The following is a 12,274-nucleotide window of genomic DNA, read 5'->3' on the forward strand; positions in this document are numbered from 1 at the left end:
CGATCAGTCAGCAGCGGCCAACGCCGACGCCTCTTCGGCGGCCCAAGCGGCCTCGACGGCCGACTCCTCCTCCGAGGCCAGTGTCGAAGCCGCCGCCACTGCCGACGCATCGACTGACCCGGACGGCACCGCCGACCAGTCGACCGACCCCGACGCCTCGGCAGCTGCCGACGCAGCGACCGATCCAGATGCGTCTGCTGGCGCGGACTCATCCGCCAACGTCAATGCCGCCGCTTCCGCCTCGGCTTCGGCCAACGCTGACGCCGACGGCAACCCAGCCGCCCAGGTCGCCGCACAGGCAGCCGCCGACGAGGACGCCACCACCACCGCCTCGGCAGCAGCCGACGCCAACGCCGAAGCAGCCGCGGAATCCGCCGCCACCGAAGAGGCCACCTCGGACACCACAGCCGATGCCTCGGCGGACCCGAACGCCGCCGCGAACGAAGCCGCCCAGGCCGCCGCCACCGCTGACAACACCGACGACACGAACGCCGATCAGTCAGCAGCGGCCAACGCCGACGCCTCTTCGGCGGCCCAAGCGGCCTCGACGGCCGACTCCTCCTCCGAGGCCAGTGTCGAAGCCGCCGCAGCAGCCGATGCGTCGACCGACCCGGACGGCACCGCCGACCAGTCGACCGACCCCGATGCGTCAGCCGATCCGGAAGGATCTGCTGACCAATCAACGGACCCCGACGCGTCCACGGACCCGGATGCCTCCACTGATCCGGACGCCTCGGCGGATCCTGACACCGCGGCCGCTGCCGACGCATCGACCGACCCCGACGCGTCAACTGATCCGGATGCGTCTGCGGACCCCGAAGGATCTGCTGACCAGTCAACGGACCCCGACGCGGGATCGGATCCGGACTCGTCCGCCAACGTCAATGCCGCGGCCACGGCGTCGGCATCGGCGAGTGCCGACGACGACGGCAACCCCGCCGCTCAGGCAGCAGCCGAAGCCGCAGCCGACGAGGACGCCACCACCACCGCCTCGGCGGCGGCGAACGAGAACGCCGAAGCAGCCGCAGAGTCGGCGGCCACCGAGGATGCCTCCTCCGAAGCCTCGGCCGACGCCACCTCGGACCCGGATGCGTCGTCCGAAGCCGCCTCACAGGCAGCGGCAGAGGCCGACACGGCGGACGACGCCAACGCCGCTGCCACGGCAGCCGCCGACGCCGATCCCGCAGCCGCCGCCTCGGCGACAGCCACCGCGGACTCCGGCGCCGAAGCCTCGGCAGCAGCGGCCTCCGACGGGGACCCGAAGGGCTCATCCGAATCGGATAGCGGAGCTGCGGCCGATGCGGCACAGGCGACGTCGACCAGCACCGCCGATGCAGCGGCATCCGCGAACGCCGGTGGATCCGCTGCAGCGGAAGGAGCCGACGGAACATCCAGTGCCGGAGGATCCTCGACCTCAGGCGGTGCGAGCAGCTCAGCCGGCGGCGGGTCCTCCAGCAGCGCAGAAGCCTCGGCCGGCACCGGTGGTTCGTCGAGCGCGAGCTCGACGGCCTCCGGAGGCGGAGACCTGCCGCGGACGGGCGCCGACGGCCTGGCGGCGATGATCACCGTCGCAGCTCTGCTCGTCCTCGGCGGTGCCGCCGTCATCCTCGCCTCGCGCCGAGACAGGATATTCCGCGGCCGGCACTGATCACCGCATGAACGGTCAAGGGGTGGGTCCGACGCTCTCGCGTCGGACCCACCCCTTCCCCTCTGCCCCGATGCATCGGTGACGAACCGGCACACGGGTCGACCACCTCGGCGGATGATCCTTGAGACTCACGTCACACGGGGGTACGGTCAGAGTAACCAGAGGAGGCAGTGCCATGAGCGGAGTCAACGAGGACCACTACCAGCCGCAGACCCATGCCGGCGACATCATCGAAGTGCGTGACGAGGAGACCGGAGAGATGGTCAAGCGTCGCATCATCCTCGATGAGTTCGGCAACGGGACGAAGACGCGGCCTCTCGAAGAGGGCGAAGAGGACGAGCTGACCGAGAGCAGCTGAACCTCACCAGTGCGCGCGCACGGTCTCCGTCGGTCCGTCGACCTCGGTGAATCCTGCGTCGATGACGCTGATCGGACGGTCTGCATCAGCCCACTCGGCTTTCGTCGGCGTCACCACACGCAGGCTGAAGTCAGAGTCGCGCCAACGATCGCGCACCTCGGCGGGCATCTGCTCGAACGCGAGCTGAGCGCCGTGGGCGACCTGAGCTGCCGCCTTGCCCGTCGTCAGCGTGACCAGCGGTGAGAGTTCGATGGTGACGACCGCCTCGGCGGCGGGAATCGACGTCTCCCCATCAGCGGGGAACTCCGTGTCCCCCACCTGCAGCTTCGACAGCTCACGCGGCAGCGGTGAGACCGGACCGGGAGGGAAGACGTAGGCCTCGGCCGGGGCGAACTCCTCCGTGCCGCCGAAGCTCACGCCGACGCTGCCGAGGGCACGCGCGTCCTCGAGCTTCTTGCCGTCACCGCGCCGCACCACCTTGCGGATCGCCCCGTCGCGCCAGTACTCGACGGCGTCGAACCACTCCCCCTCCGGCTGGGTGCGCGGGTCGTCGAGGAACGTGACGACGGCGCGCGCCGTCGCCTCGAGGACGTCGATATGGCGGGCGAGCGCCGTCTTCGACTTGCGGACGACGATGGGCAGGGACCACGGCACGTCATGGTCGGCCTCGTGTCGCCGCATCTGCTCAGTCATTCGCTTCCTCCGTCGTCTCGGCTGCCGCAGTGGTCGCGGACACTCCCGCATCTGCCGCTTCGACAATGACAACGTCGGGCATCGCCGCTTATTCCCGTGCACCTCTTCTCACCTCAATGGATCGGTGCCCTGCGCGGGTAGGCTGGAGTGGTGCGCGCCGATCGAGAGCTGCTCGTGGTCCCGCGCGCCGTGATCTCCGAAGAAGGATCCGATGACGCCCTCCCGTTCCCCGCAGTGGTCCGAGTCGATGCCGACCGACATCCGCAACGCCCTGTCTGCGCAGATGCGCGACGTCCTCGACATCCAGGAGGCCCGCGCCGCCGAATGCCGTGCGGCCGCCGACCGGGTGATCGCCGCACGGGCCGGACAGGACGGTGGACAGTCCGGCACTCCCGGCACCGACCGTGACGCCGGGGCGCCGACGGAGTTCGCTGCGGCACGCGCCGAGTACCGCGCCGAGCGCACGCATTGGAACGAGGGCGGACCGACGATGGCGCGGACCGAGGACGCGCACCTGCGGGTCGGCGACGTCGAGGTGCCCATCCGCATTCACCGTCCGACCACCGAGGCGGTCCTGCCGGGAATCGTCTTCCTCCATGGTGGCGGCTTCTGCCTCGGTGATCTCGACACCCACGACCGGATCGCGCGGGTCGTCGCCGCGACCTCGGGTGCCGCCGTCATCGCCGTCGACTACTCCCTCTCCCCCGAGGCGGTCTTCCCGCAGGCCCTTCTCGAATGCGCCACCGTCATCGCCCACCTCGCCCGCGATGGCCAGGACTGGGGAATCGACGGCACTCGCCTCGCCGTCGCCGGGGATTCGGCCGGGGCGATGCTCGCGCTCGGATCGGCACTGCTGCTGCGCGACGAACCCGAGCGGGTCGGCGCCGACTCGTCCTTCGCCGCGCTCCGGGCTCTCCTCCTCGTCTACGGCTCGCACGGCCTCCGCGACTCTGCGAGTCGTCGCCTCTACGGCGGAGCCTGGGACGGGATGGGGCCCGAGGTGCTCGCCGGAATCGCGAACGTTCACTACACCTCACCGGCCGACGCCGAGAGCCCGTACATCGACCACCTCGGCGCCGATCTCCGCGGTCTGCCGCCGACGTTCATCGCCGCCGCGGGCCTCGACCCGCTGCGCGACGACAGCCGCGCCCTGGCCGCCCTTCTCCAGCGCGCCGGCACCGATGTCGAATTCATCGAATACCCCCACGTGCTCCACTCGTTCCTCCACTTCGGGCGGGTCCTCGACGAGGCGAACGCGGCGCTCACGACAGCCGCGGAGTTCGCCGCGGCGCGACTCGATGCGGAGAACTGACGGCGAACGATGTATCCTTGAAGATCTTGCGATTTCGCTCGGCGAAATCCCTGCGTCGTCAGGATCACGCGACTCTGCGCCCGCACACCCCAGCTGCGGCGCATGCTCGGCGAAACCCGTTCCTCTCGGCGAACGAGAACGCGGTCCCGCGTTCGGACACCCTGCCGGGTTGCACGATTGCCGCCACCACTGCGTGGTTTCGCAGCGCGCACCTGCGCGTCGAAAGGCCACCCCATCACTTCCACAACCGCTCCGGCCCAGTCGTTCTCCGCTCTCGGAGTCCCCTCCGCCCTCGTCGACCGTCTGGCCGCCGACGGCAAGACCGAGGCCTTCCCCATCCAGCAGGACACCCTGGCCGACACTCTCGCCGGCCGCGACGTGCTCGGCCGGGGGAAGACCGGCTCGGGAAAGACCCTGGCCTTCTCCATTCCGATGGTCGCCAACCTCGCGGACACCCAGCCGGCACGACCGGGCCGAGGCCGGGCTCCGCGTGGGCTCGTCCTCGCCCCCACCCGTGAGCTCGCCACGCAGATCACCGCCGTGCTCGATCCCCTCGCCCAGGCCGCCGGCCTGACGACCACGACGATCTTCGGCGGGGTCAAGCAGAAGAAGCAGGAAGCGGCACTCAACGCGGGCGTCGACATCGTCGTCGCGTGCCCCGGGCGCCTCGAAGACCTGCTCCAACAGGACCTCGTCTCCCTCGACGACATCGAGGTCACCGTCCTCGATGAGGCCGACCACATGGCCGACATGGGCTTCCTGCCCGGCGTCACCCGCCTCCTCGCGAAGACCCCGGCCACGGGCCAGCGGATGTTCTTCTCCGCAACGCTCGACAACGACGTGGACAAGCTCGTGCGCCGGTTCCTCCACAACCAGGTGCTCCACTCCGTCGACGACCCGAGCTCGCACGTCGATGCCATGACCCACCACCTGTTCGAGGTCACCCCCGAGGACAAGGGCGACCTTGTGCACCGACTGGCCTCCGGGGCCGGACGGCGCATCCTCTTCACCCGCACGAAGCATCGGGCCAAGCGGCTCGCCCGGCTGCTCACAAAGCATGGCATTCCCGCCGTCGACATGCACGGCAACCTCTCGCAGTCCGCCCGCGAGCGCAACCTCGCGGCCTTCGCCGATGGCGGGGTCAAGGTGCTCGTGGCCACCGACGTCGCGGCTCGCGGCGTCCACGTCGACGCCGTCGAACTCGTCGTCCACGTCGACCCGCCCACCGAGCACAAGGCCTACCTCCACCGCTCCGGTCGCACCGCGCGTGCCGGCAGCACCGGCGACGTGGTCACCATCATGACCCCGGAGGAGCGGAAAGACACCCTCGCACTGCTGCGAAAGGCGAAGATCTCCGTCAAGCCGCAGAAGGTCTCCGCCGAGTCACCCCAGGTCGGCGAGCTCGTCGGTGAGGTCGCTGCCTTCGTCGAGCCGCAGGAAGCGAACCCGGAGCGGGTCCGCGGCACGGAACCGGTCGAGACGGTGGCGTCACCGGCGAAGAAGCGCTCGTCCCGGCGCCGCCGCGGACGCCGTGGGGGAAGCGGTGGCAGCGGACAGTCGGGCGCCGCGGCGTCCTCCGAGTCGGCAGGCGGTACCCAGTCACGTGCACAGGCGCCGGCCGGCGGCGCGAAGAACCGCGGGGGCGCAGGCTCCCGGAACCGCGGTCGGGGCCGCGGCGAGACGTCGGGCCGTCGCGAGACCTCGGGTCGCACGGAGTCGTCGGGCCGCACCGAGCCCCGCCGCGGGGAGCAGTCCCGCCGCGGTGAGCAATCCCGCCGCGGCGCCACTGCGGGCTCCGGCCAGAGGCGGAGTGCCGCATCCCGGCGCGGAGAGTCCCAGAGCACCCGCGGGACCAGCGCTGAGACCCGCCGCCGCAATCGCTCACGCACCGCGACCGGAGGTTCCCAGCAGGTCTACTCGACGAGCAGCTGACCCGCACCGGCCGCCGGCCGGCCCGGGCCGGTGCTCACCGGCCCGGGTCAGCACACATTCGAACACCGTCAGCCCGATCCCCGTCAGCCCGGCCCGGGTCAACCCGATCCCCGCTCAGAACGTCGGCACGTCGTCGATGAGGGAGCGGGTGTACGCGTGCTGCGGGTTCTCGAGCACGGAGCCCGCGGGCCCGTAGTCGACGATCTTGCCCTTGTTGAGCACCGCGAGGTTGTCGGCGATGTGCCGCGAGAGCGCGATGTTGTGCGTGACGAAGAGCATCGCCAGCTGCCGTTCGGCGCGCAGGGAGCGCAGCAGGCCGATGATCGAGGCCTGCACGCTGACGTCGAGGGCTGAGGTGATCTCGTCGCAGACGAGCACATCGGGCGCATTGACAAGCGCTCGGGCGATCGCCGCCCGCTGCCGCTCACCACCGGAGAGGTCTCCGGGGCGCCGGTGGTAGAAGCTGCGACCCAGCCGCACCGCATCGAGTGCCTCCTCGACAGCGGCCTTCCGGCTCGCCGCCGTCCCGTCCCCGCTCATCTCCAAGGGCACCGTGAGCGACTGCCCGATCGAGCGCCTCGGATTGAGAGAGGAGAACGGGGACTGGAAGACGTACTGGATCCCGATCCGCTGCTCGTTCGTCCGCTTCCGCGTCGATTTCGCGAGTTCGACCCCGCGCAGACGCACCGCACCCGAGTAGTCGTCGTTGAGCCCGGCCACGCACCGCGACAGGGTCGTCTTGCCCGACCCCGACTCCCCCAGCAGCATCGTGCACTCCCCGGGTTCGAGGGTGAGATTGATGCCGTCGAGGATCTGCGCCTTCCCGTAGGCGAGTGCGACGTCGGCGACGTCGAGGAGCGGGGTGCTCGCCGAGGCGGCCCGCCCATCCCGGTCGACGGCCGTGACCGGGGCTGCCGCACTCGGCTCGTCGCCGATCTGCTTGTCCCCGGCGAGGTCGGGGACCGCGGCGAGCAGCATCTTCGTGTAGTCATGCGCCGGGTGTGAGAGCACTTCCTCGACCGGTCCCTCTTCGACGAGGTCGCCGCGGAGCATGACGGCCACCCGATCGGAGATGTCCTTGATGACGGCGAGGTCGTGGGTGATGTAGAGACCGGCGACATTGTTGGCCACCGTCATCTGCCGGATCGTGTCGAGGACGACGGCCTGCGTGGAGACGTCGAGGCCGGTCGTCGGCTCGTCGAGGATGAGGACGTCGGGGTACATCGCGAACGCCATGGCGATGCCGATGCGCTGCTGCTGACCGCCCGAGAGCTGGTGCGGCCACCGACTCTGATACGCCCGGTCGCCGGGCAGACCGACGTCGGTGAGCACCTCGGTGATCCGCGCCTCCCGCTCCGCCGAGGAGGACCCGAAGCCGTGGATCTCGAGGACCTCGCGGATCTGGTCGCCCACCCGCATCGCCGGGTTGAGGGAGAGAGCGGGATCCTGGGGGATGTAGGCGATCCGCGACCCCCGCAGGGCGCGGACGGCCTCCTCGCCGAGGTCGAGGACCTCGACGGCGGTGTCCTCCCCGCGCGGCCACAGACTCACCGAGCCCGAACCGTACTTCAGACCCGAGCGGAAGTGGCCCATGCAGGCGAGCCCCGCGGTCGTCTTGCCCGACCCGGACTCCCCCACCAGGCCGAGGATCTCTCCGCGGCTGAGGGCGAAGTCGACGCCGTGGAGGATCTCGTCACCGGCCATGGTGTCGATGCGCAGGTCGCTCACGCGCAGGACGATGCTCTCGTTCGGCGCGGAGTCGACGCCGGCAGCGGTGTCATTGGTCGTGGTCATCATTCCTCCACTGTCGTCGATGCGGTGGCCCGGGCGAACGAGTCCGCGAGCAGGTTGGTGCCGATGGTCAGCAGCGCGATCGCGATGACCGGCAGCAGCACGCCCCACGGCTGGATGCTCAGCGCGATGCGGTTCTCGTTGATCATCAGGCCCCAGTCGGCGGCCGGCGGCTGCAGGCCGAGTCCGAGGAAGGACAGTGAGGCGATCGCACCGATCGAATACGTCAGGCGCAGCCCCGCCTCAACGCTCAGCGGCCCGGTGATGTTGGGCAGGAGCTCACGGACGAGGAGCTTCGACCGCGGCATCGCGTACATCTCCGCGGCGAGGATGTAGTCCTCGTTGATGACATTGAGAGTGGCCGACCGGGCCACCCGGGCGATGCGCGGGGCGTGCGTGATGCCGATGACGGTGATGAGCACCCAGCCCTGCGGTCCGAGCACGGTGATCGCCAGCAGCGCGAACACGAGCTGCGGGATCGCCAGCAGGACGTCGTTGAGTCGCATGAGGATCGCGTCGAAGCGCCCGCCCACATACGCGGCGAGCATGCCGACGATCGCGCCGAGGACCATGCCGAGCGCCGTGGCGAGCACCGAGTAGATGATGAGCGTGAGCCCACCGGCGAGGAACCGGGAGAGCACGCTGCGGCCGAGGTTGTCGGTGCCGAAGAGCCCGTACGGGGAGAACGGCTTCGCGACGAACTCGGTCGCCGTCGACCCCGTCGCCCACGGCAGGAGAAGGGGACCGCAGAAGGCGAGGAGAACGATGAACGCCGTGAGCACGAGGCCGATGCGCCCCTGCTTCTGCGCGATGACGCGGCGGAAGAACGGCACATAGGTCGTCTGCGACTCCTTCGGCACCTCCGCGGCTTCGATGGCGTCGGACTTCATGTCGTCGAGGTTGCTGCTCATGCTGCGCTCCTCAGTTTCGGGTTGGTGAGGATGCCGACGATGTCTGCGGCGAGATTGACCACGACGTAGACGGCGGCGACGAGCATCGAGATCGCCTGGACGACCTGGACGTCGCGGTAGGTGACGGCGTCGATGAGCGCCTGCCCGATGCCGGGGTACCGGAAGAGGAACTCGACGACGACCACGCCGCCGGCCAGCCATGCGAGCTGGATCGCGACGACCTGGGCGACCGGACCGAGCGCATGGGGCACCGCGTGGCGGAAGATCACCCGGCGTTCGGGAACGCCCTTGAGGCGGGCCATCTCGACGAATCCGGAGTCGAGGACTTCGATCATCGTCGCCCGCATCATCCGCACGATGTAGGGGGTGACGACGAGGACGAGGGTGGCCGTGGGCAGGACGAGCTGCGCGGGAATCAGCCACACCGGCTGGCCCGGCGGGGCGAGTGTGACGGCGGGCAGGATCTGGAACACCGAGGTGGCGAAGATCGCGATGAGGCCGATGCCGATGACGAACTCGGGCATCGCGGCGAGCACGAGGCTGATGCCGGTCAGCGCCTGGTCGCGGCGGGTGCCGCGGTGCAGCGCCGAGTAGACGCCGAGGCCGATGCCCAAGGGCACGGAGATGATCGCGGCGAGCGCCATGAGGACGAAGGAGTTGCCGATCCGCGGTCCCAGCAGCTCCGAGACCGGTCCGCCGGTCGCCGTCGAGGTTCCGAAGTCGCCGACGAAGAGACCGCCGAGCCATTCGAGGTAGCGCTGCCAGGCCGGCAGGTTGAGACCGAGCTGTTCGTTGAGCGCCGCGATGCGCTCCGGGGTGGCCTGCTGGCCGAGGATCGCGCGGGCCGCATCGCCGGGCAGGAGGAGGGTGGCGCCGAAGACGATGAGGGAGACGGCGAGGAGGATGAAGGCGGAGAAGATCAGCCTGCGAATGATGACCTTGGCGAACATGTCACACCTTCCCGATCCACACGCGGTCGAAGCGCCAGCCGCCCAGGGGCCTGCCGGTCGCATTCGGTTCGAGGCCGCCGACGTACTTCTGGTAGGCGTCGACCTGGTTGGCGAAGCCCCAGATGATGTAGCCGCCGTTGTCGTAGAGGATCTTCTGCGCCTCGTGCTCGAGGTTGCGCCGCGAGGCCGGATCCGGCAGGGAGCGCGCCTCCTCGACGATCGAGGTGAAGTTCGGATCGTCCCAGTGGGTTTCGTTGAACGGCGATTCCGGCATCACACACGACACGCACTGCGGGAGGAAGTCACGCGTGTACCAGAAGTCCTGCGCGAAGTCCCACTGCAGGTAGTTCTCCCCGAAGAACGTCGTCGCATCGACCCGGCGGATGCTCACTCGGATGCCGGCGTCGGCGGCCTGCTGGGCGAAGACCTGCGCGGCTTCGACGACACCGGACTGGATCGGGGCGGTGACGAGCTCGACGTCGAGACCGTCGGGGTGCCCCGCCTCGGCGAGGAGCTGTCTGGCCTGCTCGACATCGCGCGTGCGCTGTGGGAAATCGGGGTAGTTCTCGCTGAGGGGACCGAACATGTCGTTGCCGATCGTGCCGTAGCCGGAGAGGACCTGCTCGATCATCTGCTCCCGGTCGACGACGAGGCGGAAGGCCTGCCGCACCCTGACGTCGTCGAAGGGCGGACGATCCACGCGCATCGTGAACGGCAGCCACATGCCGGTCTCGGAGTTGAGGATCGCCATCCGCTCGTCGGCGCCGATGACCTCGACGAGGGCGAGCGGGATCTGCGCGATCGCGTCGACCTGGCTCGAGAGGAGGGCGTTGATGAGAGCGTCGGAGTCGTTGAAGTTGAGCAGGTGGACGGCGTCGAGCCAGTTGCCGTCCGTGCGCCAGTAGTACTCGTTGCGTTCGAGCACGGTCGACACGGCCGCGGTGTGCGATCCGAGCTTGTACGGCCCAGAGCCGACGGGTGCGGCCGGGTCGTAGTCGCGGGGGACGATGCCGGTCGTGTACTCGGAGACGGAGTCGTCGAGGAGGCCGTTGGGTTCGCTGAGCCGGAACTCGACGGTGCGATCGCCGGTGGCGACGACCTCGTCGAGCATCGTGAAGCTCGCCGCCGCAGTCTTCGGATCATCGGGGTCGTTTATCCGCTCGAAGGTGAAGACGACGTCGTCGGGGGTGATGTCGCGCCCGTCGGAGAACTTGATCCCCTGCCGCAGCGTTGCCGTCCACACGGTCGCGTCGCCGTTGGGCTCGAAGGATTCGGCGAGCTCCGGCTGGATCTTGTAGTCGTCGGTGCGGGTGAGCAGGGAGTTGTAGAGGTTGACGGTGCGGGCGACGTCGCCGGAGTTGACGGGGATGTGCGCGTCGACGGTGTCGGCGGAGTTGCCGCCGGTGACCCCGACGCGCAGGGTGCCGCCGCGGACGGGATCGCCAGCGGAGATGTCGCCGGCCGCCGCGCCGCCTCCGCAGGCGCTGAGTCCGGCGAGCGCGGTGAGAGAGAGTCCCGCTCCCAGCGCTTGTCTTCGGTTCGGAGTGTTCATGGGCCTTCTTCCTGGAGTGGTTCGTCCTGGAGATGTTCCGCGGACCGCGGCCGCGCGGCCGGGTCCGGAGGTCGTGTCGCTGCCCGCATCGGCGCGGGCTCTGCGCCGGGGACGAGGATGTGGGCGCGGAGGAAGGTGTCGATCATCGCCAGCGCGTCGTCGTCGGTCAGGCTCATCTGGGCGGTGCTGCGAGCGACGCCGAGTCCGTCGATGAAGACGCTGAGGCTCTTGACCATGAGGTCGGTGTCGCCGTCGCGGACCTGGCCGACGCGCTGACCGGCGACGACGACGCCGCGGATGAGGTCCATCCATTTCGCGTAGACGGCGGCGAGGTTGAGGCGGGAGCGCTCATCGACGACGGCGCGGGCCCAGCTCTGGATCCAGATCGACCACACGCGGCGCACGGTGGGGTCGACTCCCGCATGGACGCGGGAGAACCGCAGGAGCACCTCGGCGGGGTCCTCGGGTTCGACGAGGTCACGGGCGGTCGCGATGATCTCGAGCGAATAGTGCAGGGCCGCCTCGAGCAGCGCGGTCTTCGTCCGGAAGTGGTAGTTGATCGCCGAGGCCGACAGGCCCGCGGCGGCGGCGATGTCGTGGACGCGCACGGCGTCGATGCCGCGGTCGGCGTAGAGCTCCCAGGCGGCGGCGACGATGCGGCGGCGATTGCGGGTGCCCTTCGACATCCACGTCGTCGACGCGTCCGGACGGGGGAGGTCATCGCCGGTGGCGGGCGGTGCGGACGCGCCCTCACCGGCCGCCTCGGTGAGCGAATGGGTGGGAGCCAGCGGTGCGGTCTGTCGCCGAGGTGCGCCCTCCTCACGCCCGAGCGTGAGCCAGTCCGTGGTGACGTCGGTGAGCTGGGCGATGCGCGTGATCTCCTCGACGCGGAACTTGCGGGTGCCGGCGAGGGACTTCGAGAGCTTGCTCGGTTCGAGACCGATGCTGCGGGCGACCTCGCTGTGGTTGATTCCCGCGTCCCGAATGGCATTGCGCACACGGGTGCCGAGGCCGGCGCGACCGCCGTGATCTGCTTCTCTGCCCTCGAACACCATCCCAGTGTGCACACCTGTTGCGATTATGGCAAGAGTTACTCTGGTTTCGCGCAGTTTTCGTGACCGGACCGC

Annotated in this window: 10 protein-coding genes; 4 read left to right on the top strand and 6 right to left on the bottom strand. The window is 69.7% G+C overall.

Translation table 11 applies throughout. From position 1 onward, the window contains the following. Positions 1 to 1,648, top strand: a 1,648-nt coding sequence (locus ACFQ91_RS00705; protein WP_376904006.1) for a hypothetical protein, incomplete at its 5' end; no start/stop codon positions are given. A gap of 175 nt (positions 1,649 to 1,823) precedes the next feature. Further along, entirely contained in the window at positions 1,824 to 2,006 is a 183-nt protein-coding gene (locus tag ACFQ91_RS00710) for a hypothetical protein (protein WP_198499485.1), read from the top strand. Positions 2,007 to 2,009: 3 nt separating this feature from the next. On the opposite strand, the gene ACFQ91_RS00715 is transcribed toward ACFQ91_RS00710, so the two are convergent. Next, positions 2,010 to 2,699, bottom strand: coding sequence for a peptidyl-tRNA hydrolase (locus ACFQ91_RS00715; RefSeq protein ID WP_198499486.1), 690 nt, complete (start codon positions 2,697 to 2,699; stop codon positions 2,010 to 2,012). A gap of 211 nt (positions 2,700 to 2,910) precedes the next feature. Here ACFQ91_RS00715 and ACFQ91_RS00720 point away from each other — a divergent pair, with 211 nt between their 5' ends. Both ACFQ91_RS00720 and ACFQ91_RS00725 read left to right on the top strand, forming a co-directional pair. Continuing rightward, positions 2,911 to 4,011 carry an alpha/beta hydrolase fold domain-containing protein gene (locus ACFQ91_RS00720; protein WP_198499487.1) on the top strand — a complete coding sequence of 367 codons (1,101 nt, stop codon included), beginning with the start codon at positions 2,911 to 2,913 and terminating at the stop codon, positions 4,009 to 4,011. A 234-nt stretch (positions 4,012 to 4,245) separates the two neighbouring features. Further along, positions 4,246 to 5,943: a DEAD/DEAH box helicase gene (locus tag ACFQ91_RS00725; protein WP_376904037.1), complete on the top strand. Its 1,698-nt coding sequence runs from the start codon at positions 4,246 to 4,248 to the stop codon at positions 5,941 to 5,943. Between the two features lie 114 nt (positions 5,944 to 6,057). Here ACFQ91_RS00725 and ACFQ91_RS00730 read toward each other — a convergent pair whose 3' ends face one another. Genes ACFQ91_RS00730 through ACFQ91_RS00750 form a run of 5 tightly spaced genes read right to left on the bottom strand, consistent with a single transcriptional unit; the run spans position 6,058 to position 12,199 of the window. Next, positions 6,058 to 7,737, bottom strand: coding sequence for an ABC transporter ATP-binding protein (locus ACFQ91_RS00730; protein ID WP_198501036.1), 1,680 nt, complete (start codon positions 7,735 to 7,737; stop codon positions 6,058 to 6,060). Further along, on the bottom strand, positions 7,737 to 8,645 hold the full coding sequence (locus tag ACFQ91_RS00735; RefSeq protein WP_198499489.1) for an ABC transporter permease: 909 nt from the start codon (positions 8,643 to 8,645) through the stop codon (positions 7,737 to 7,739). The genes ACFQ91_RS00730 and ACFQ91_RS00735 overlap by 1 nt, the downstream gene beginning before the upstream one ends. Next, entirely contained in the window at positions 8,642 to 9,595 is a 954-nt protein-coding gene (locus ACFQ91_RS00740) for an ABC transporter permease (RefSeq protein WP_198499490.1), read from the bottom strand. The genes ACFQ91_RS00735 and ACFQ91_RS00740 overlap by 4 nt, the downstream gene beginning before the upstream one ends. A 1-nt stretch (position 9,596) precedes the next feature. Further along, entirely contained in the window at positions 9,597 to 11,147 is a 1,551-nt protein-coding gene (locus ACFQ91_RS00745) for an ABC transporter substrate-binding protein (protein WP_198499491.1), read from the bottom strand. Beyond that, a complete protein-coding gene (locus ACFQ91_RS00750) occupies positions 11,144 to 12,199 on the bottom strand; it encodes a TetR/AcrR family transcriptional regulator (RefSeq protein ID WP_198501037.1) in 1,056 nt (351 codons plus the stop codon). Before ACFQ91_RS00750 ends, ACFQ91_RS00745 begins: the two co-directional genes overlap by 4 nt. Between the last annotated feature and the right edge of the window lie 75 nt (positions 12,200 to 12,274).

It is taken from the genome of Brevibacterium sp. NPDC056726 (assembly GCF_042790515.1).
Taxonomy (GTDB): Bacteria; Actinomycetota; Actinomycetes; order Actinomycetales; family Brevibacteriaceae; genus Brevibacterium; species Brevibacterium sanguinis.